Origin of the sequence: Aliikangiella marina, from assembly GCF_007004765.1 — a bacterium.
GTDB classification, from domain to species: Bacteria; Pseudomonadota; Gammaproteobacteria; order Enterobacterales; family Kangiellaceae; genus Aliikangiella; species Aliikangiella marina.
The window spans coordinates 397404-418402 of sequence record NZ_VIKR01000001.1 but is presented as its reverse complement, the minus strand read 5'-3'; the positions used below and the strand labels follow the sequence as shown (position 1 = coordinate 418402).

Annotated in this window: 16 protein-coding genes; 9 read left to right on the top strand and 7 right to left on the bottom strand. The window is 42.7% G+C overall.

Annotated features, from left to right (window positions below; genetic code table 11):
• Nucleotides 1-219: 219 nt before the first annotated feature.
• Genes FLL45_RS01940 through FLL45_RS01925 form a run of 4 tightly spaced genes read left to right on the top strand, consistent with a single transcriptional unit; the run spans nucleotide 220 to nucleotide 4942 of the window.
• The gene (locus tag FLL45_RS01940) at nucleotides 220-1242 is read left to right on the top strand and encodes an adenosine deaminase (RefSeq protein ID WP_142888102.1); all 1023 of its coding nucleotides are present in this window, start codon (nucleotides 220-222) and stop codon (nucleotides 1240-1242) included.
• 29 nt (nucleotides 1243-1271) lie between these two features.
• On the top strand, nucleotides 1272-2666 hold the full coding sequence (locus FLL45_RS01935; protein ID WP_142888101.1) for an MFS transporter: 1395 nt from the start codon (nucleotides 1272-1274) through the stop codon (nucleotides 2664-2666).
• A 47-nt stretch (nucleotides 2667-2713) separates the two neighbouring features.
• Complete coding sequence (locus FLL45_RS01930; protein ID WP_142888100.1) at nucleotides 2714-4012, top strand: NCS2 family permease; 1299 nt, start codon at nucleotides 2714-2716, stop codon at nucleotides 4010-4012.
• A gap of 60 nt (nucleotides 4013-4072) precedes the next feature.
• Nucleotides 4073-4942: an LOG family protein gene (locus tag FLL45_RS01925; RefSeq protein ID WP_185964287.1), complete on the top strand. Its 870-nt coding sequence runs from the start codon at nucleotides 4073-4075 to the stop codon at nucleotides 4940-4942.
• 77 nt (nucleotides 4943-5019) lie between these two features.
• Here FLL45_RS01925 and FLL45_RS01920 read toward each other — a convergent pair whose 3' ends face one another.
• The 3 genes from FLL45_RS01920 to FLL45_RS01910 all read right to left on the bottom strand — a co-directional run bounded on the left by FLL45_RS01920 (nucleotide 5020) and on the right by FLL45_RS01910 (nucleotide 7973).
• On the bottom strand, nucleotides 5020-5661 hold the full coding sequence (locus FLL45_RS01920; RefSeq protein WP_142888098.1) for a TetR/AcrR family transcriptional regulator: 642 nt from the start codon (nucleotides 5659-5661) through the stop codon (nucleotides 5020-5022).
• A gap of 116 nt (nucleotides 5662-5777) precedes the next feature.
• A complete protein-coding gene (gene cdd / locus FLL45_RS01915; RefSeq protein ID WP_142888097.1) occupies nucleotides 5778-6722 on the bottom strand; it encodes a cytidine deaminase in 945 nt (314 codons plus the stop codon).
• 45 nt (nucleotides 6723-6767) lie between these two features.
• On the bottom strand, nucleotides 6768-7973 hold the full coding sequence (locus FLL45_RS01910; protein WP_142888096.1) for a NupC/NupG family nucleoside CNT transporter: 1206 nt from the start codon (nucleotides 7971-7973) through the stop codon (nucleotides 6768-6770).
• A gap of 390 nt (nucleotides 7974-8363) precedes the next feature.
• On the opposite strand from FLL45_RS01910, the gene deoA reads away from it, so the two are divergent.
• From deoA to FLL45_RS01895, 3 genes are all read left to right on the top strand, one after another.
• Nucleotides 8364-9701 (top strand): thymidine phosphorylase, encoded by a 1338-nt coding sequence (gene deoA, locus FLL45_RS01905; protein WP_142888095.1) that lies wholly within the window; start codon nucleotides 8364-8366, stop codon nucleotides 9699-9701.
• 12 nt (nucleotides 9702-9713) lie between these two features.
• Nucleotides 9714-10748, top strand: a complete 1035-nt coding sequence (deoC, locus tag FLL45_RS01900) for a deoxyribose-phosphate aldolase (RefSeq protein WP_142888094.1) — start codon at nucleotides 9714-9716, stop codon at nucleotides 10746-10748.
• A gap of 92 nt (nucleotides 10749-10840) precedes the next feature.
• Nucleotides 10841-13222, top strand: coding sequence for an aldehyde dehydrogenase family protein (locus FLL45_RS01895; RefSeq protein ID WP_142888093.1), 2382 nt, complete (start codon nucleotides 10841-10843; stop codon nucleotides 13220-13222).
• A gap of 116 nt (nucleotides 13223-13338) precedes the next feature.
• Here the strand turns inward: FLL45_RS01895 and FLL45_RS01890 are convergent, their stop codons facing one another.
• The 4 genes from FLL45_RS01890 to FLL45_RS01875 all read right to left on the bottom strand — a co-directional run bounded on the left by FLL45_RS01890 (nucleotide 13339) and on the right by FLL45_RS01875 (nucleotide 18854).
• The gene (locus tag FLL45_RS01890; RefSeq protein ID WP_142888092.1) at nucleotides 13339-13896 is read right to left on the bottom strand and encodes a YiiX/YebB-like N1pC/P60 family cysteine hydrolase; all 558 of its coding nucleotides are present in this window, start codon (nucleotides 13894-13896) and stop codon (nucleotides 13339-13341) included.
• Nucleotides 13897-14321: 425 nt separating this feature from the next.
• Nucleotides 14322-14813 carry a nuclear transport factor 2 family protein gene (locus tag FLL45_RS01885; RefSeq protein WP_142888091.1) on the bottom strand — a complete coding sequence of 164 codons (492 nt, stop codon included), beginning with the start codon at nucleotides 14811-14813 and terminating at the stop codon, nucleotides 14322-14324.
• A 118-nt stretch (nucleotides 14814-14931) separates the two neighbouring features.
• On the bottom strand, nucleotides 14932-15276 hold the full coding sequence (locus tag FLL45_RS01880; RefSeq protein ID WP_142888090.1) for a hypothetical protein: 345 nt from the start codon (nucleotides 15274-15276) through the stop codon (nucleotides 14932-14934).
• Between the two features lie 437 nt (nucleotides 15277-15713).
• The gene (locus FLL45_RS01875; protein WP_142888089.1) at nucleotides 15714-18854 is read right to left on the bottom strand and encodes a TonB-dependent receptor; all 3141 of its coding nucleotides are present in this window, start codon (nucleotides 18852-18854) and stop codon (nucleotides 15714-15716) included.
• A 294-nt stretch (nucleotides 18855-19148) separates the two neighbouring features.
• Between FLL45_RS01875 and FLL45_RS01870 the strand changes: the two genes are divergently transcribed.
• The gene (locus FLL45_RS01870; protein WP_142888088.1) at nucleotides 19149-20198 is read left to right on the top strand and encodes an alkaline phosphatase D family protein; all 1050 of its coding nucleotides are present in this window, start codon (nucleotides 19149-19151) and stop codon (nucleotides 20196-20198) included.
• Nucleotides 20199-20996: a S1/P1 nuclease gene (locus FLL45_RS01865; protein WP_142888087.1), complete on the top strand. Its 798-nt coding sequence runs from the start codon at nucleotides 20199-20201 to the stop codon at nucleotides 20994-20996.
• The last annotated feature ends 3 nt before the right edge of the window (nucleotides 20997-20999 follow it).

Sequence of the window (20999 nt, the reverse complement as noted above, 5' to 3'; positions counted from 1 at the left end):
AACTCAACTGGGTTAAAAAATCGTAAAAATACACCTTTATAGAGAAATAACATTCAATTTTAGATACAATGCCCAGCAATCTTGACCATTTTGTCAGGATCTTAAAAAGAACACCCCAATTAGGAAGCTCGAGCAACTGACGGTAGGCCTAAAAACCTTATTTAATTCAAAAAGTTAACTTGAAACTTTCGACATTGCTTGGATTACAGTGAGTTAATCATGTCAAACATTCAGAAACTGATAGAGCAGCTACCAAAAGCTGAATTACACCTACATATTGAAGGGTCTTTAGAGCCAGAACTAATGTTTAAACTGGCCAAGCGCAATCAGGTAGACTTACCTTACACCAGCGTTGAGGAAATCCAACAAGCCTATAACTTCTCTCAACTACAGGACTTTTTAGATATTTACTACGCCGGCATGAGCGTCTTAATCAATGAGCAAGATTTTTATGATCTGACTATCGCCTATTTAGAAAAGTGCCATCAGCAAAATATTCGTCATGTCGAAATCTTTTTTGACCCGCAAGGCCATACCGAGCGAGGGATTGCATTTGAAACCGTTATTACTGGCATCAATAGAGCCCTTAATGACAGCCAGCAAAAATGGGGAATTACCTTTAAGACTATCATGTGTTTCCTACGTCACTTAAGCGAGGCGGAAGCGATTGACACTTTACAGCAAGCTAAACCATTTCTTGATCGCATTGATGGGGTCGGACTCGACTCTTCTGAAGTAGGCCACCCGCCATCAAAATTTGAACAAGTGTTTAATCAAGCCAGAGAATTAGGCTTGAAGCTGGTTGCGCATGCTGGTGAAGAAGGTCCTCCTTCCTATGTCAAAGAAGCTTTAGATTTACTGAAAGTCGATCGAATCGATCATGGCAATCGCGCGATGGAATCCGAAGCGCTGGTTAAGCGGTTGAGCGAAAGCCAAATGGCGTTGACCGTTTGTCCCCTCTCAAACTTAAAGCTATGCGTCGTTGATGCTCTCAACACTCATCCGTTACCTGCAATGCTCGAAAAAGGCCTTTTGATTACGATTAATTCGGATGATCCTTCTTATTTTGGTGGTTATCTTAACGAAAATTTTTTCGCGATTCAGTCAGCTTTAAACCTAACCGAGCAACAAATAGTTCAACTTGCCAAAAATAGTTTCACGGCTTCTTTTTTGGATGAGCCAGAAAAGGCAAAACATCTGGCGGCAATCGATAACCTAGTCAATACGGTATCCACTCATTAAGGGATAACTCTTTAAGGAATAAAAGGTCAATGAGCCAATCAAATTCTAATAAACAATCAATCGAGCTCACTCAAGACGCCATCAATCGCTATCCGTATTGGCGAAATCGAATTATGTTTTCGATATTGACCGGGTATGCGGTTTTTTACTTTATTCGTAAAAATTTATCAGTCGCCAACCCCTACATCAGAGAAGAGTTTGATATCGGTAAAGACGAGTTTGGTGCAGCGCTAGCATTTGCTTCAATCGCTTACGGTCTCTCAAAGTTCGTGAGTGGACTGCTAGTCGATAATTACAGCGCCCGCTACGTGATGAGTGCCGGTTTGTTGCTCTCCGCAGGTGTAAGCTTTCTATTGGGTTTCACCACTGAGAGCATGAGTAGCTTTCTGGGATTATCAGTGACGACCTTTTTTGCCTTATTTTGGATATTAAATAATATCTTCCAAGGTATGGGACAACCGCCCTGCTCCCGATTAATCACTCATTGGTTTACAACAAGCGAAATCGGTAAACAGTGGGGTATCTGGAATATGTCACATCATATTGGTGCGGCGTTTATCTTAACTGCGGGTGGATACTTAATTGTTTATTTCGAAACTTGGCGTTCAGTGTTTTTTGCGCCAGCCATGTTCGCAGTAATCTACGGGGTATTTTTGTTTAATCGTTTACGAGATAAACCTGAAGATGTTGATCTCCCACCCGTTGAAGTTTATCAACGCAAGCAACTTAAAGAGCATGGACCCGATGAAGATGACTTATTTCTAGATGATGATGTCATCGAAGATGTGAATAAAAAAGAAAGTGCCATTCAACTTTTTAAAGACCATATCTTGTTTAACAAACTCATATGGCTTGTTAGCTTAGTGAATTTGTTTGTTTATATCGTCCGCATTGGTATTTTAGATTGGGCGCCCAGCTTCCTAAAAGAGAGTCGCGGCTTTTCAATTACGGAATCGGCCATAACCACCTCAGTTTTTGAGATTGCTGGCATTGTCGGTGCGATTGCAGCAGGCTGGCTGTCTGATACCTATTTCCGAGGACGACGCGGCCGAGTATCGGTACTATTTATGTTCTTGTTGGTCCTTTCGGTACTGGCGATATTGTATGTACCTTTTGACGATCCAGTACTCATGTCATTTACCCTATTTGCAGTCGGCTTTTTTGTCCATGGGCCCATGTTACTCGTCGCTGTGGCTGCCGCTGATTTTGCAACCAAAAAGGCAGCCGCAACCGCAGTCGGACTAACTGGTTTGTTTGGCTACATCGGTGCTTTTGCTGCAAACTTTGGTACAGGTTATATTGCTGAGCACTGGGGTTGGGACTATGTCATTCATTTTTATCTTGCCTCCGCATTTATTGGCATGATTTTGCTATTATTTACTTGGAATAGCCGTTCGCCTATTTTGGATAAATTACATCGCTAAATTTTTGATAGTCGATTAATAAAAAGAAATAACTAAGAGAAAGCACAATGCTAGAGTCACTATTTAAATTATCAGAAAACAAAACTACCTTAAAAACTGAAATCATTGCCGGGTTTACGACATTTTTAACCATGGGCTACATCATTTTTGTGAACCCTGATATTTTGTCGCAAGCAGGCATTGATCGAGATGCCGCTTTCGTTGCCACCTGTGTTGCTTCTGCCTTAGCAACTTTGGCAATGGGCTTATACGCTAACTACCCAATTGCACTCGCCCCCGGAATGGGCGTTAACGCATTCTTTACTTACTCTGTGGTGCTTGGTGCTGGGCATAGCTGGCAAGTCGCCTTAGGGGCAGTATTCCTTGCTGGTGTATTGTTCTTAATCCTCACCGTTTTACCGATCCGTGAATGGGTTATCAACGCGATACCGCCTTCTCAAAAAATAGCCATTGCGGCCGGCATTGGCTTATTTTTGGCCATTATTGCTCTCCAAAATATGGCAACTGTTATCGACCATCCAGTAACCCTAGTCACTCTGGGTGACATAGCCGAACCAACTGTTCTGCTCGCAATATTTTGTTTCTTAATCATCGTTACCCTAGAGGCTCGGAAAATTCCAGGCGCGATTATTATCGGTATCTTCGTCACAACGTTACTCGGTATGTTATTTGGCATCACCGAGATAAAAGGTGTTTTCTCAATGCCGCCTAGTTTATCGCCGACGCTCGGACAACTCGACATTGCCGGTGCATTTGACATTGCAATGCTAGGTATCGTACTGGCTTTTTTGTTCGTGCATATGTTTGACACTGCCGGTACTTTAGTCAGTGTAGCCAATTCAGCTAACCTGTTGGATAAAGATGGCAAGCTACCTCGCTTGAACAAAGTGCTGCTCGCCGATAGTACAACAATGGCGGCGGGTGCAGTCATTGGTACTTCACCAACAACCAGTTATATCGAGAGCACAGCAGGCGTTAATGCTGGCGGTCGCACAGGATTAACGGCGGTAGTTGTTGCCCTTCTCTTTTTAGCCAGCTTGTTTTTGTCACCTTTAGTGGGTTCGATTCCAAGCTACGCAACTTTCCCTGTACTACTATTTGTTGCCACTTATATGGTCAAAAATGTCACGCTGCTTGACTGGGAAGATATGACCGAATACGTGCCAGCGGTAGTTACAATAATTGTTATGCCACTGTCTTTTTCAATTACCGATGGTATCGGGTTTGGCATCATCAGCTACGCAATATTAAAAATCACGACCGGTCAATTTAACCGTTCCCATATTCCCGCTTTAATCATGGCCCTTGTTTTCGTCTCTAAGTATGTATTCTTAGGTACTGAATAAGGATCTTGAAAAAGCAAACTGATTAACTTAATTCACTAAAAACTTTTGGATACGATGATAATGAAAAAAATCACGCTATTAGTTACTTCGATAATTTTGTCTGTGGCTCAATTTTCAGTGCAAGCTGATACTGCGCCAACAACCTGTAAAAGTGCTATCAAAAACGCCAGTTATACTGGCCCTTACAAAGGTGCAGAAAACAATCTGACCCTAGATGACTTTTTCCGCGATTTGTCTTGTGCCGAGTCGTTCAGAGCCAACAAATACCCCAACGGCTTTGTCACTATTTTCGGAAGCTCTCGTATCAGCGAGAATGGTCAATCTACCGATCCAGAAGTTAATGAAGCGAATGCTCGACTCTACAAACAGATTTATAATCTCGCTTACAACTGGACTAAACGAAACGCAGAAGTTTATCCGATTTTAACTGGCGCTGGACCAGGCATAATGGAAGCCGGCGCTCGTGGCGCAACGAAAGCGGGTGGTCCAAGTATTGGTTACACAACCTACTATGGTCCATCGCGTAAAGGAGAAAATGGTGATGCAAGTAAAGCGTTTTGGCAGTATCGACCATCATCTAAAAAAGCGCAAAACATTATCTCAGACGGTATCATTTTCACAAGCGTGGCCATCCGTGAAAGCTTAATGATTAACCACTCAGCCGCAATGGTTTTTGCACCTGGTGGAACAGGCACTGAATGGGAATTGTTCCAAACAATTGAACAAATCAAAAGCAATCAACTCGATCCTTTACCAATGTATATTGTTGGCGACAAAGACTTTCACTGGAAAAGCTTTTACCAAAGACTCGATGATATGGTGAAGCGTGGCACGATTAAACGATATGAGGTAGAAGAACTCTTTACTCATGTCGACAATCCTGAAGATGTTGTGAAATTACTTGAAAGAGATTTAAAAATAAAGAAATAAAAGAAAAACAGGTAGCTAGTTTATGACCTAGCTACCTGTTTCTATTTGTTCATTGTCACGATATTAAGATTCAGGCTTCAACCCTCTTGAAACTTATTGCTCTGATTCAACCCAACACACGCCAAAACAAACTCAACCACCTGCTGCGTTTTTTGCGCAAACTCTTCATCGGTTAGTCTATTGCCTTCATTTAATATAACGATTTGATGTTCAAAGTCTGCGTAATGTTGAGTGACGGACCAGATTAAAAATATAAAGGCTCGAGGATCAACAGGTTTAATTTTTCCTGAATCTATCCATCCCTGAAGGACATTAATTCGATCTTCCAACCAATCTTTTAACGTCGTTTCTAAGAACGAACCGACAACCGGCGCTCCTTGCATAATTTCACTCGCCCAAACTTTCGAAGCGGCAGGATAATGACGAGAGTATTGCATTTTGGATTCGATATACTTGGTTAACGCCACGTTTGGCTCTTCAAAATTATCAAACGCTTTTGCGGCATCCATCCAGTCGTTAAGAATATTCTCTAACACGCGGTGATAGATATTTTCTTTAGTTTTAAAGTAGTAATGAATATTAGCCTTTGGTAATTCTGCAACTTTAGAAATCTGTTCCGTGGTCGCCCCCTTGTAGCCATACTGCGCAAAAACCGATTCTGCAGCATGGAGAATTTTTTTCTCGTTAATTTCCCGAGTAATTTCTTTTTGATCTTTCATTCTCTTCTCTGTAATCGTTTGGGTACTGCTTTAGTATCTTATTGTTTTTATTTTTTACTGTTATTGTTTTCTTTGTTATTTTATTTTTATTTTGCTTTTACGGTTAGTTGTTAATGCTATTCTAGTGTGGCTGCATGCCACTCTAATCTGACTCTTGAATTGAGCGAGCCTAGTAACAGTTCACTGGCTGAACGCTGACTTGTTTGAGTATCATGTTCTACGATTATTACCCGCTTAATTCGATTACTTGAAAAAGCTTTTCTTGCCATTCTCATTTGACTAAGCGCGGCGGTAAACGCGAGTAAACTAGGATTAAATGCAACGTTTTCTGCATAGCGTCCCAAATAGGTTTCATTGTCTTCGGCTAAGATAACGCAACCTGCAAAATTTTTAGTATAAGGAGCGTAACTTTGTTCAGCTGTTAATCGCGCTAAATCGACTAATGAATCATTTACTCCCTTTGCAAAGGATAGATTAATCCCCTGATTGTTATTTGACATCAGCTTTTCTTGCGAACCTAGATCGGCAGGACCAAATGCTGCAGGCAATAAGGTATTCAATTCAATCGCTTGGTAATCTGCATTCGATTGAGCGATTGAGGATTCGGGCTGGGGAATTAAAATGGGTAACGAGTCGCCACAGCTAGATTCATAAAGGAATTGACGACAATGTCCGCAGGGCGCCGCGGAGGTTGCAAGTGATTTAATCGAATCATTATGCATCCAAGCATTGGTTGCCGCCGCTTGCTCAGCATGAAGTGAATTACCGAGCGCTAGATGATCAAATTCAAAATTTGCGCCAAGATATAAATTGCTATATCCCTTTCTATTTTGTTGCTTACCACAGACAACGGCCCCAACGTTAAAGTTAGAAATATTGGCAACCGAATAATCTGCTGCAAGTGGTAACAACTTTAGCATCAGTGTTTCGAGAGATTCATTGTGCGTTTCACAGAATTTCTGACACTCTTCAGCCAGCATTACGCCGTCATTTTGTATCACGCGCTCAAAGCTCTCTCGATCTTTCTCGGGAGTTCGCGATGACAGATTACGTATTGTCATATTGCAGTCTCTGTTCGTTTTATTGATTATTTAATCACTCGTGAATTAAACAAAAAATAAGCTAGCCAATGCTGCACTCATTAAATTAGCCAATGATGCAGCAAGCACTGCTTTTAAACCTAATTTAGCAATATCATGCCGTCGACCAGGCGCAATACTGCCCAAGCCACCGAGTAAGATCGCGATCGAAGACAGGTTGGCGAATCCACACAAAGCAAAAGTAATAACCACTTGTGATTCTGGAACCAAGCTATCCTTGATTGCTACAAAATCGACGTATGCGACAAATTCGTTGAGAATCACCTTTTGGCCAATAAGCCCTCCAGCGGTTACCGCCTCCCCCCATGGCACACCAATTAAGTAGGCGACTGGCGCAAAAACGTAACCTAAGATCTTCTGCATCGTAATTTCAGGTAAACCAAGCAACCCGCTTAATCCACTCAAGCTACCATTGATCAGCGCGATTAACGCAATAAACGCAATTAACATCGCGCCGATATTCACAGCCAATTTCATGCCGCTAATCGCTCCGCTTGCTGCAGCGTCTATCACGTTTGCGGGCTTTGCATCTTGATCAAATTCAATATCGACCGCAGCCTCATGCGGTTTACCTAATTCTGGAACAACGATTTTAGCCATCATTAGTCCGCCAGGCGCTGCCATAAAGCTTGATGCAATTAGGTATTTGAGCTCGACCCCCATGTTGGAATAGCCCACTAATAACGAACCAGCAATCGAAGCCATACCACCAACCATCACGGCAAATAACTCTGAGCGAGTCATTCCTGCGATGTAGGGCCGTATTATCAATGGCGCTTCAGTTTGGCTAACAAATATGTTTGCCGTGGCCGAGAGAGATTCAGCATGTCCGGTTCCCATAACGTATTGAAAAAACCGCCCAATCACTTGAATGATTTTTTGCATGATACCGAGATAGTAAAGCACCGAGACTAACGCTGAGAAAAATATAAGTACCGGCAAGACGTTAAACGCGAAGATAAAACCGAGTTTCTCTCTCGCTAAATCACCAAATAAGAACTGAATACCCGCGTCAGCGTAATTAATCACAACTTGAACGCCACTAGAAACGGATGCAAGAACCTCTTGTCCAAAAGGTATGTAGAGAACAAAACAAGCAAATATCGCCTGAAGCGCAAATGCAGCGCCGACGGTTCTGAAATTAATGGCTTTTCGGTTTTCAGAGAAAGCGATTGCTATCGCAATGAGGACTATTATTCCGATGATGCTCATGAAGCGGGTTCCCATAAAGCCATTCGGCTGATCGCCGACAGATGGCATAAACTTGATGTTAGTCCTTTTTAGTCACGTCTAAACCAAACAAGACTATTTTTAAACCAAACAAGACTATTTTATTATTTTTGAGGTCATGGTAGAGTGAACATTCAACTCCGGGGCGCCCCTCCCCAGCTATCGCCATTTCTTTAGCAACACCGCAAAGCAGACTAACAAGAGTTGACCAAATGGTCAAGGTCGAGTCATGCTGGTAGGGCCTATAATATTGCCGCTTTTAGTCATATTTATAAAGTTGACCAAATGGTCAGCTTTCATTTATTATTGCGCATTAATTTTCGTAATCTACTATGATCTCCTCACATTAAAAATAAAAGGCACAGTTTAGAAATGCTGGCACAAGAAGTTATCCGAACCAAACGTGACGGAAAGGTATTATCGGCCGATGAAATTCGCTTTTTTGTGGATGGAATTGTTGATCAATCTATCAGCGAGGGACAAGTTGCAGCTTTTGCCATGGCGGTGTTCTTTCAGGGAATGCAGCGTGACGAATGTGTTGAATTAACACGCAATTTACAACATTCAGGCGCGACCTTAGATTGGTCAAACTTCAAACTGAATGGTCCGGTTGTCGACAAGCACTCGACCGGAGGCGTAGGCGACAAAGTCAGCTTAATGCTTGCTCCCATGTTAGCCGCCTGTGGTGCTCATGTGCCAATGATATCCGGACGCGGTTTAGGTCATACGGGAGGAACTTTAGATAAAATGGAAAGTATTCCAGGCTACAATGCAGCGCCTTCTGTTGCCGATTTCCAGCGAATTGTTAGCGAAATAGGCTGTGCTATTGTAGGCCAAACCTCAGAGCTTGCACCTGCCGATAAACGCCTCTATGGTATTCGAGACGTCACTTCCACCGTTGAATCAATTCCTTTAATTACCGCGTCGATTTTAAGTAAAAAGCTCGCCTCAGGCTTAGACGCTTTAATCATGGATGTAAAAACCGGTAGCGGTGCATTTGCAGCAGACTACCAAATGGCTAAAGCACTCGCCAAAAATATTGTCGAAGTCGGTGAAGGTTTGGGTTTACCGACCTCAGCGTTGATTACCGATATGTCTCAAGTTTTAGGTCAAACAGCCGGCAATGCTCTGGAAGTGCAAGAATCGATTGATTATTTGACAGGCAAACATTGCGACCCGCGACTTCACCAAGTCGTCATAGAACTTGGCGCCGAAGTGTTGGTATTAAGTGGCGTATGTGAAAACCTTGCTGAAGGCGAAGCCAAAATGAACCAAAGTTTACAAAGTGGTCAGGCAGCAGAGCTATTCAGTAAAATGGTTGTCGCACTTGGGGGCCCCGCTGATTTACTCGAAAAACCGCAGCAGTATTTAGCGCAAGCGCCGGTCGTAGTGCCTGTATTGTCTGGCCAGTCAAAAACTCTCACTATTGAAGAGATGGACGGACGAGCGATTGGTAATGTGGTAGTGGAACTTGGTGGCGGCCGACGCCGCGCCCAAGACGATGTTGATCACTCGGTTGGCTTGAGCGAAATCAAAGCGGTGGGCGATCAAATTAATGCTGATGAACCACTGATGATGGTCCACGCAAAGTCACATGAAGACGCACAACGCGCCATTAAACAAGTCCACGCTGCCGTCGTCTTGAGTGAATCGGTGACTAATAAACCAAACGCAGTTTTAGAACGCATCACGAGCAAAACTCCAGCGTAGTAGGATACTTTTATGAGCAAAAAAGATACTGTTCGCAATAACGTTGAACCTATTGTTAAAGGCACAAAAACAAGCAATCAACATAGCATTGACGAACACACTGTGCACAACCCTGGCGTTCCTTTGACGGTTGATTGGTTGAACGATATTCGCGTTAACCTTTCCGCGGTACAACGACGTACAAAATCATTAACTGCCCGTCGTTCCCTGAAAAAAAATTACCAAGCCGCCTGGTTATTAAAAGCAATCAGCTGCATCGATTTGACCACGCTATCAGGTCAAGATACGCCAGGTAAGGTCAAACGCTTGTGCGCGAAGGCAAAGTACCCGCTAAATTTAGACATCCAAAAAGCACTCGGCGTCGAGTCACTAGGAATTACCACAGGTGCGGTTTGTGTTTATCATGAAATGGTCGACACTGCAGTGAATGCATTAGCAGGTACAAATATCCCGGTCGCGGCGGTTTCAACTGGTTTTCCAGCAGGCCTGGCGCCCATGGAAACTCGACTTGAAGAAATAAAACGTTCGGTGGCTGCTGGGGCAAAAGAGATTGATATCGTTATTACTCGCGCTCACGTGTTAAATGGTAATTGGCAAGCACTTTACGACGAAGTTAAAGCCTTTAAAAAAGCCTGCGGCGAGGCGCATATGAAAACCATTATTTCAACGGGTGAATTGAGCACCCTGTCGAATGTCGCCAAAGCATCGATGGTCTCGATGATGGCCGGCAGTGATTTCATTAAGACTAGTACTGGTATGGAGTCGACCAACGCGACTTTACCGGTCAGTTTAGTGATGATACGGATGATTAGACACTATCATGATTTAACCGGTTTCCGCGTTGGTTTTAAACCTGCCGGTGGTATTAGCACGGCGAAGGACGCTATTAACTATCTCGTGTTAATGAAAGAAGAATTGGGCGACACCTGGCTTAATCCAGAAATGTTCCGGTTTGGTGCGTCTAGTCTGTTGGCAGATATCGAAAGACAATTAGAGCATCATGTAACCGGTCGTTATTCAGCAAATTATCATCATCCAATGGGTTAACTTTAAACTTGCTGAAAAAGGACCGATAGACAAGACCATTTAATCGGACAATTGTACAAGCAATAAAAAAACAAAATATTGTGGAATGAAAAATGAAGGTTACTGAAATTTTTAACGACATGAGCTATGGGCCCGCACCAGAAGCTAACGACTCGGTAAAAGATTGGCTTGCCAACAAAGGCCAAGGCTTTGGTCTGTTCATCGATGGCCAATGGCAACAAAGCGACAATGCAAAAACTTTTGAGACTAAGAATCCGGCAACCGGTGACGTACTCGGAACAATCACTCAAGCGACCGAAACTGACATCGATAAAGCTGTCGCAGCCGCAAAATCAGCGCAACCAGAATGGCAAGCACTCGGTAGTCATGGTCGAGCGCGTTACTTATATGCTATTGCTCGAGTATTACAAAAGCGAGCCCGACAATTTGCCGTGCTCGAATCAATGGACAACGGTAAGCCAATTCGAGAGTCTCGCGACATTGATGTTCCATTGTTAATTCGTCACTTTTATCATCACGCGGGTTGGGCTCAGTTACTCGACTCTGAATTCCCAGAATTTGAAGCGGTTGGCGTTGTCGGTCAAATTATCCCTTGGAATTTTCCGTTATTGATGGCTGCCTGGAAAATTGCACCTGCCCTTGCGGCAGGCAATTGCGTTGTTCTAAAACCAGCTGAGTACACCAGTTTGACGGCTTTAATGCTTGCTGAAGTATTTGAAGAAGTTAATTTACCGAAAGGTGTAGTCAACATTGTGACTGGTGATGGTAGCGTCGGGGAGTCAATTGTCACTCATCCGGATATCAATAAAATTGCTTTTACCGGTTCCACTAATGTTGGCCGAATGATTCGAGAAAAAACTGCTGGTTCTGGTAAAAAACTTACTTTAGAACTTGGCGGCAAATCACCATTTGTTGTTTTTGCTGATGCCGATTTAGATAGTGCCGTTGAAGGACTCGTTGATGCGATTTGGTTTAACCAAGGTCAAGTCTGTTGTGCAGGTTCTCGATTATTGGTGCAAGAAGGCGTTGCTGATGAGTTTATTGAAAAAGTAAAACGTCGACTAAACAACCTACGTATTGGTGATCCCCTCGACAAAAATACTGACGTTGGTGCAATTGTTGACCCAGTGCAACGCGAGAGAATTGATGCACTGGTCAATCAAAGTGTCGAGCAAGGCGCTGATTTATGGCAGCCGGACTCACAGCTTCCACAGGACGGCTGTTTCTACCCTCCAACGTTATTATGTAATGTTGAATCTTCAAACGTTGCTGCTAATGTCGAAATTTTTGGACCAGTTTTGTCGGTCATGACTTTCCGTCATCAGCCAGAAGCCATCGATCTTGCAAACAATACGCGTTACGGGCTTGCTGCGAGTGTTTGGTCAGAAAACATCAACAAAGCGCTTGATGTCGCGCCGCAATTAAAAGCCGGTGTTGTTTGGGTTAACTCAACCAATCAGTTTGACGCTGCTTGTGGTTTTGGCGGTTACAAAGAGTCTGGCCTTGGCCGCGAAGGCGGTAAGGAAGGTATGTATGAGTACCTTAAACCAAAAGCCAACTCGGTTACTAAAAACCAACCAAGCAATGCCACTCAAGATCCAAAAACCAAGCTACAACCAGTCGCCGGAATTCCAGGAATCGATCAAACGGCAAAACATTATATCAACGGTAAACAGGCGCGAGCCGATAATGGTAATACGATTAAGGTGTTAAGTTCTGACGGTCAAACGCTTGGTAGAGTTGGTGAGGGCAATCGTAAAGATATCCGAAATGCTGTTGAAGCAGCTCACAAAGCAGCGTCTTGGGCAAAAACTGATACTCATCTTCGAGCTCAGCTGTTGTATTACATTGCCGAGAACTTGAGCTATCGCCGTGCAGAGTTTTGTCAACGGCTCGTATCTTTTGGCACGCAAAGTCAGTCTCAAGCAGAGGCAGAATTTGATACCGCTATTGAAAGATTGTTTACTTATTCGGCTTGGACCGATAAGTACGAAGGTCGAGTTCACCAGCCGCCGCTAAAAGGTGTTACCTTAGCGATGAATGAGCCTTTAGGGATCTTAGGCATCGCCTGTCCGGATGAATCTCCCCTCCTCGCTTTTGTCACTATGCTGGCTCCAGCGATCGCAATGGGTAACCGAGTTGTGGTTGTACCTTCTCAGAAGATGCCTTTGTTGGCGACAGATTTTTATCAAATTATTGAAACTTCGGATATACCGGCGGGTGTTATAAACATTGTGACTGGTGAGCGTGATGGGTTAGTTAAAGTGTTAGCCGATCATGATCAAGTCGACGGCGTTTGGTATCAAGGGTCTGCTGAAGGCAGCCAACAGGTCGAACTAGCCTCAGCAGCCAATCTAAAGCGCACTTGGGTCAACTATGGCAAAGCGCATGATTGGTATGCAAATGATGTTTCTCAGCAGTTGTTGAGAGAGGCATGTGAAGTTAAAAATATTTGGATTCCTTACGGGGATTAATACAAGTTTATTATTCAATAGTTTTGTATCTATACACTCAATCGTTAGCCCGAAATATTCGGGCTTCTTTTTGCCTGCAGTTTCTAAATTTCCAGTAGATTGAAGTTTTGTTAATGCTAGATAACTGTCGCGAGTGACGGATCATTATACTGGCTGCCTGGGGTTATTGTTTGTCTATTCCAAGGTATAAATCCAAGATACCAGAAACGCCAAAATGTCTTTGATATATTGGGGTTTTCTTCCAGCAGGTCTCTAAGCGTCATTAATTTGCCAACGTTTATACCGAGTGACTTCTTGTATGCGTCATACACAAACTTTGAGCAAAACTGTCGGTTTGAGCGGTATTTAAACCCTAAGTGATAAAGTTTTCCCATCATTGAATCACATTCAGTTCTAAGTTTAGTGATATCGCGCTGAGTCAACTTTTTGCTAACTCTTTTTACACTGACCCAGCCCCGCTTCGATCGACTAACAAAATCTATTAGTGGCGTATAGCAACTGATAGGAACTCGACTTTCTGCAACAACCCAGTCGTCGCCAATTTTAAAAAGAATGCCAACATGTGAAGTTGGGGAATTCGAAGCGCGTTCAACCGATTGATAAAGTAGGTTGGGTATCGAAGTGAATATAATATCGCCTTCTCGCAAGTCGGACATTGTTTTTTGGTCAATCATTTTGCATTCCTTGTTAGTTTCTTTAGATAGACCCAATGTATTTTCTGGAGGTTTGCAGAACAAGAAATTAGTTTATGGTATCTATACTACGGACTTAAAGTATCGAATAAAGCGACCTTTTTATGGTTTGGTGTAATTAAAAGCGTTTCTAATTACAAACGAAGCCGAAATGCAGATTCACAAACAGCCACAATTTTAATTTTATTAACTGACTTAGATAAAATTTAAAGGAAGGGATTGAACCATTCATAAACTCATTATTTCTGGTTTGAGGTGCTTCTACGAGTAAGTATTTTTGCAATAACGTAAACGGTAGGCGGGCTACAATATCTACTATTTTTTTCCTGAAAGCGGAAACTCAACGTCTCAAAGACTTTACCAATTCCGCGCGCTTTGATTTGCTATACAACTCCAACTCATAGATTTTAAAACATTGTATTCTTGTTTTTAGACACTTCTGGAACAGGTTGACCAACCCCCCAATGCTCCACAATCATTCCATCTTTCATGCGGAATATATGCATGAGAGCAGCTCCGAGAGAGTCCGGTGTGTGCTTTACATGAAGATGCAGCCAAACTAAATCACCTTCAGACGCGCTTCGTTTAATAGACATAGAAAGTTTCGGATATTTTTTGTATCGACTCTTAAACAATCTGAATAGTCCCTCTCGACCACCGCTTATATGGGGTGAATGTTCGACAAAGTTCTCGGCGTAACATTCGTTACGTAAAATTTCAATTCTTTTGGATGGCTTAAGATCGTTTCTGTTTTCCAAAATTTCCATACAATATACGGCTTTCTTTAGATTTGCTTTCTCTAAAGGGGTGTGTGATTTTTCATTTGCCTGGCAAGCCCAAGTTAAAGATACAGCTATAATTCCTGACAAAACCAAACCGAGAATTTTTTGAATATTCATTTATTGTTCCTTTATCAAGAGACATCAGATATGAAAACTAACCTCAAGTATAACGCTTGCCTCAAATGAGACCTCGTTTTTTAAGCCCTCTATTTGAAGACTCATACTCTTAATCAAGCTAAAGGCCAAATGGAGAACCTAGAGTCCCTTTTTTATACTCATTTAAAGTCGTCTCTGAACCAAACCCAAGATTTCCCCCATCATTTGAAAGCTTTTTCAGCACTGTAGCTGCACGCTTATTGTCACCTTCACTCAGAAGATGCGAAGCTACCCAAAACTGTACCCATTCGTTGTTATGGTTGAGCAAGCCTTCAATTCGACTTTTTCCTCGTGGGTGATTGTACAGTCGAATAAAATACGCTTTCATCTCTTCGAAAAGTTCAGCATCATTGCTAGAACTACCGTCTCCTTTTTCTATAGCGATGTTGCAAAACGTATCTTCAAATCTTCCAACTAAATCCATTTTTAATTATTGCCCCTAAGACTAGCTAATAAGCATATTGTACGGGTCTTTTTTGGCGTATGGCTATGTGCTTTTACTCTCATTTAATAGGTTCTTGTCAGACCCACTGCAGACAGTCACTATATCGACATTCTCTCACGCCATCAATCTTCAATCTCTGAGTTGTCTTGGTGTTGTTCTCGCTCTCTGTTATGTGCCTCCTTTCTTAATAATTTCATTATTTAGGCAGGAATCGATATGACCACCCACCGAAGTGAATTAATTGATACTGAAAATGCAGGATGTTAAAAGCTGAAGTCTTGAAATGTTCGCAGACACTAACAAATGGTATCGACGATAAAACAGGAGTGTCTAATGATTATCATAGCGCTTAATTCAAAGGCAAAAAAAACCGGCTAAAAAGCCGGTTTTTAAATGGTTTGGTTAAAATATACTGATTAGAAAGTATATTTCACGCCAAGTTTCAATCTCCATGCAGATTGCTCAGCATTGAAACGATTACCATCATCACGAACACGGTCGATTACGTAGCGACCTTGATCGTCAATCGAGTCAACATCATACAAACGAAGCGTGTTGAATCGGTTGTCATAAACTTGACCTTTAGAGTGGTCGATGAAGTTTAAGAAGTTATCGATGATTAAAGTAATCACACCTTTTTGATCATCAAATAAACCAGGGATTTCTTGATTGATGCTCAAATCGATATTAGTGATGTAAGGTGTTCTGTCAGAACCAATTGGCGCATAACCACCTGCGTATGCAGAAAGACCACGCTCGCTGATAGCAGCTTGCAATTGACCTTCTAGCGCAGGGTCAGTGTAGACAACATTTGGATCACCGACAGTTGGGATGTAAGACGTGTAGTCACCAGAAGTAAACTCAGGGCTTAATCCAATAACTTCACCATTAACATCAGAAGTTAACACACTACGGTCGAAGTTAGTTGTGTGAGTAACCGGTACACCTGAACGTCTTTCAGCAAACAAGTTGATGTTAGTTTCGTAACCGTCAAACAACTCTGTGTTGTAACCAACGTTTAACACAAAACGATGCTCGATTTCGAACGCAGCAACCCCCAGTTGATCTCTTGGAACGTTACGGTTGATACCATCAGAGAAGCGGTAGTTACTTCTAGCGGTAGAGCTAGTACCAGGATTAACTTCAGTGATGTCTTGGTTAGTGTAAGAAGCATTTACAGACCAACCGTTATCCCAGTTCATATCCAAAGAGGTTAAGAAGATGTTTGAACGACCATCTACATCAGTATTAGTCAACATCAAGTCATAACGACGATCATTATCAGTGTAGATTAAACGGCGGCCATCTGCAGCTGTTGTCACAGTTGCGTCTTGTAATGAAGCATCGACCCAGAAAACTGAATCTTGTTTGTCGATATGCATGAACTCAGTAGTCCACTTCGCACTATCTACAAAACCTTCGATATCAAACATTACGTCAGTCGCGATTTGATAGCGCCAATCTGAAGGAAGCTCGAAGTTAGGATCAGTGAATGAAACGTTACCGTCACTGCTCGCGTTTTGGATTGCGTCAAATGCTGGTTGATAGATGTTTAAGATAGAGTCAGCACCGATTGTGACATCATCTTCGTCATAAAAACCATTGTTTACGCCGTTTTCAGAGTAAGCATTTGAGATCCAAACGTTAGGTTGTCCACCGCCGAAACGACCAACACCACCGCGTAAAGTCACATCGTCAGTCCACAAGTATTCAAAGCTAACACGTGGAAGAATGATATCGATGCCGTCTAAGTTTTCAGAGTTGTCCAAACCTGTTCTTGCTAAAGAGTTAGCGTTGAAGGGAGGTCTGTCGCTCGAAGATAAGCGCTCATAGCGAAGACCGAAGTTAACGTTTAAGTCAGCAGTAATATCCCAGCTGTCTTGTACATAAAGCGCTAACGTTTCACGGTCAAAATCTGCACCAACTGCAAACGGGTCATTACCTGTACCGTTTGAGTAAGTGTAGTTATCAGCAATACGGTTTTCGAAGTTATCTAAACCGTCAAACTCGATGACCCCTTTAGAGCTTGGTACGAATAAGTTTTGAATTGAGATTTCTTGGTATTCAAAACCGAATTGAATTTGGTGGTCACCCATTAAGTATTCTGCATCGAACTTAGCAACGGTAGTGCCAGTATCCAAAATGTTCGCATGACGGAATTGGTCAGAACCAAAAGCTATACGACCACCTGAAGGCAAGTTGTCGATAGTCACATCAGCAAAGTCACCGAAAGAAACCTGGCGGTTCGCAACATCCTTCTTAGTTAAGCTAATCTCGGTAGAGAAGTTTTCGTTCCAGTCAGAGTAAAGCTTGGTTGAGAAGTTGTTTAATTCTTCAGTAACGTTATACCAGTGAGATGACAAACGAAGTTCACCGGCGCTGCTAGTAAGGTTACGAGTACGGTTACCTTCGTTGAATTGGTAAGCAAAAGAAGCGCGGTGGAAATCATTGATGTTCCAGTCAAACTTAAGAACATATTTCTCATCTTCTTCGACTGGGCTTCCTGTCGCTTCACCCACTTGGGCTGCCGATAAGCCATAGACTTCTTGTGCTATACGTTGAACTTCTGAAACTTCCGCTAAAGTCGCTTCTGTTTCGTTGGCAGCGCCAGAGCCTGCTGCGCCCCACTCTAAGGTTTGTGGAGAATCAAAGAACTCGTAAGAAACCATGAAGAATAGTTTGTCTTTCATGATTGGACCACTGAAGTTGAATCCGTAAGTCTCTTCTTCGAACTCTACCGGAACAACAACTTGACCAAACTCGTCAACATCACGCGCTTCACCCGCATTTTTAGAATCCAGTTTTTCCCAGAAAACACTTCCTTCAAAATCGTTTGTACCCGATTTGAAAACCGCGTTGACAAGACCACCACTAAATCCAGACACTTTTGCGTCAAATGGCGCGACGTCAACTGTAACTTGGTCAAGTGAGTCAATAGGAAGTGGAGAACGTTGAGTTGGGTAACCGCCTGAGTTAAGACCGAAGTCATCGTTTTGGCTGATTCCATCAACGGTGAAACTGTTAAAACGAGGATTCAAACCACCGATCGAGATTGGTGCATCTGAACCAGGTAAGATAGTCACTAATGGGTTAGCGCGAACAACGTCCTTGATGTCACGAGTCACACCAGATTGTGTTCTGATTGCTTGTTCACCAAATACGCTACCTGAACCGCTAGAAAGCGTGCTTGGCAAACGAGCACCAGTGATAACAACGGTATTGGTATCAGCGCTTTCAAGTTGCGCGTCTAATCTTTCAACATTACCTAGTGTTAGGTAAATACCATCATATTCTTGGTCAGCATGGACGTCAGAATCGACTGTTACACGGTAAGGACCGCCAACACGAAGACCTGTCGCATTGAAAGTACCTGACTCATTAGTAGTAACCGTTTTACGAGTACCTGAAGGCTCGTGAACGATGATGATGGTGGTATTGGCTGCAGCGTTACCTTGCGGGTCAAGAATCTTTCCGCGAATACTCGAAGAGGTATCTTCAGCAACCGCATATTGACTCATCCCCAAAGCTAATGCAGCTACGAGTAGTTTCTTTTTCATTGTATTCCCCAAATGAATAATACTGACGATTTTTAGCACGTTCGGTATCAAAAGACCGATTTTCGCAGCAAATCGATTTAATTCGGTTAGTTAGGCGCTTTAAATTTTTTCAAGCGAGCGTACTCTATTTAAACTTGACCATTAGGTCAAGATGTAATTAATTACAGATCTATGACACCTTCAATTTTGAGATAATAATTCCATTAAAATGATCGATAGTTTCGCTTTACTTACGGTCAAAAAAATGATTTATACTCTGCCCCGCTTTTGGGAAGAACACATGGTAATTGACAGATGAAGTCATTTCTTGAAATCCGATACAAGTTATTCTTTTTGATAACTTTATGCCTCTTTTTGACCTCAAAGAGTGCTCTCGGACAAGTAAAATCTGAACTGAAAATCGCTTTTGGTTCTTGTGCGAAACAAGACCGACCACAGTTTGTATGGCAAAAAATCGGCGAGCAAAATCCCGATTTATTTATTTTTTCTGGCGATAATGTCTACATTGACAGCGACCAAACTGATGCAATGCAGCACGCTTACAAAATGCTAGGAAGTAACCCAAATTTTAGTAAATTCCGTCAATCGACTCCTATCCTGGCGACCTGGGATGACCATGATTACGGTATGCAAGATGGCAACAAATACTTTACGGCGAAAGAAGCGGCGAAAACAGAGTTCATTAACTTCTGGCGTTATCCAGAAATCGAGCAACTGCGACATAAACCTCAGGGTATCTTTCATACTTACTGGACCGAACACAAAGGCAAAAAAGTCCAAATAATCTTGCTGGATACGCGCTGGTATCGCGACCCGATGGTATTTGCGGATCTCACCGAAGCCCAGCGAGTCGAGCTTGGTGTTGGCCCCTACAAGGAACACGTCGATACAAGTAAGACCTTATTGGGTGAAATCCAGTGGGAATGGTTTGCTAATGAGCTAAAAAAGCCAGCGGATTTCAGAGTCGTGGTTTCCAGTATCGCAGTCTTAGCGGAACACACTGGTTGGGATTCATGGGCGAATTACCCGCATGAACTTGAGAAACTCCTCGCCTTGCTACACCCGGTTAACCAAGGAAACCTTGTTATCATTTCTGGGGATATCCACAAAGCTGAAATCTCGCAACGAACCTATAACGGAAAAATCTTTACCGATGTATCGAGCAGTGGTCTTGATGCAGCCATCTATCCTGCAGCCCCAAATCAGTATCGCTTTGGCAATCCTTTATTGGATAACAATTTTGGCGTTTTAACACTGACCGGTGACGAAAGGCTTAAGGGCACTATCGAGGTTCTCAATGCCAAAGGTGAAGCGAAGTTAACTTTATCGTTAGGAGACGATTAAATGAAGCAATTGATTGTTTACGGGTGTGGGCTATTCTTAGCAGCACAGGTCACCACTACGCCCGTTTCAGCCCTCGGTCAAAATGGTCACCGTATCACTGGTGAACTTGCTGAAATATACCTTACTGAGGATGCAAAAAATCAGATAGACGCGATCCTTGATAATGAATCACTCGCTGAAATATCCACCTATGTCGATCAAATGCGCTCAGAACCGACTACCTTTTGGCGAAAGACCTCTAGACCATTCCATTATGTAACGGTTCCCGATGGCAAAACCTATGCGCAGGTTGGCGCTCCGCCACAAGGCGACGCCGTTACCGCACTCGAAAAATACAAAACCGTATTACTCGATTCGAAAAGTTCACGAGAAGACAAAGCTTTAGCGATTAAATGGATTGTGCACATCATCGCTGACTTACATCAACCGTTGCATGTCGGTAATGGCTTAGATCGAGGTGGCAACAACTTCAAAGTCACTTACTTTGGCAAAGAAACCAACTTACATAGCGTTTGGGACACTGAAATGATTGAAGGATTTGGCTTGAGCTACTCAGAATTTACCAACTGGTTGGCGCGAAAAATCACCCAACAACAGGTCAAACAATGGCAAGCGACTGATCCGCTCGTTTGGATTGAAGAGAGCCAAGCGATTCGTGCCGATATCTACCCTAAAGACACTAATCTGCGCTTTTCCTATCCTCATAAGCATTTACCGACTTTGAAAGTTCGCATGCAACAAGCTGGTGTCAGGATCGCTCTTTACTTAAACGAAATATTTGCCCAAACCAAAGATTAACAA

Excerpts from the sequence above, each read along its gene's own strand:
- FLL45_RS01910 (WP_142888096.1), bottom strand. The coding sequence starts at position 7,973 with ATGAGCATCATCGGAATAATAGTCCTCATTGCGATAGCAATCGCTTTC.
- FLL45_RS01890 (WP_142888092.1), bottom strand. The coding sequence starts at position 13,896 with ATGATTGACCAAAAAACAATGTCCGACTTGCGAGAAGGCGATATTATA.
- FLL45_RS01940 (WP_142888102.1), top strand. The coding sequence starts at position 220 with ATGTCAAACATTCAGAAACTGATAGAGCAGCTACCAAAAGCTGAATTA.
- cdd (WP_142888097.1), bottom strand. The coding sequence starts at position 6,722 with ATGACAATACGTAATCTGTCATCGCGAACTCCCGAGAAAGATCGAGAG.
- FLL45_RS01875 (WP_142888089.1), bottom strand. The coding sequence starts at position 18,854 with ATGAAAAAGAAACTACTCGTAGCTGCATTAGCTTTGGGGATGAGTCAA.
- FLL45_RS01885 (WP_142888091.1), bottom strand. The coding sequence starts at position 14,813 with ATGAATATTCAAAAAATTCTCGGTTTGGTTTTGTCAGGAATTATAGCT.
- FLL45_RS01935 (WP_142888101.1), top strand. The coding sequence starts at position 1,272 with ATGAGCCAATCAAATTCTAATAAACAATCAATCGAGCTCACTCAAGAC.
- FLL45_RS01930 (WP_142888100.1), top strand. The coding sequence starts at position 2,714 with ATGCTAGAGTCACTATTTAAATTATCAGAAAACAAAACTACCTTAAAA.
- FLL45_RS01895 (WP_142888093.1), top strand. The coding sequence starts at position 10,841 with ATGAAGGTTACTGAAATTTTTAACGACATGAGCTATGGGCCCGCACCA.
- deoA (WP_142888095.1), top strand. The coding sequence starts at position 8,364 with ATGCTGGCACAAGAAGTTATCCGAACCAAACGTGACGGAAAGGTATTA.
- FLL45_RS01865 (WP_142888087.1), top strand. The coding sequence starts at position 20,199 with ATGAAGCAATTGATTGTTTACGGGTGTGGGCTATTCTTAGCAGCACAG.
- deoC (WP_142888094.1), top strand. The coding sequence starts at position 9,714 with ATGAGCAAAAAAGATACTGTTCGCAATAACGTTGAACCTATTGTTAAA.
- FLL45_RS01925 (WP_185964287.1), top strand. The coding sequence starts at position 4,073 with ATGAAAAAAATCACGCTATTAGTTACTTCGATAATTTTGTCTGTGGCT.
- FLL45_RS01920 (WP_142888098.1), bottom strand. The coding sequence starts at position 5,661 with ATGAAAGATCAAAAAGAAATTACTCGGGAAATTAACGAGAAAAAAATT.
- FLL45_RS01880 (WP_142888090.1), bottom strand. The coding sequence starts at position 15,276 with ATGGATTTAGTTGGAAGATTTGAAGATACGTTTTGCAACATCGCTATA.
- FLL45_RS01870 (WP_142888088.1), top strand. The coding sequence starts at position 19,149 with ATGAAGTCATTTCTTGAAATCCGATACAAGTTATTCTTTTTGATAACT.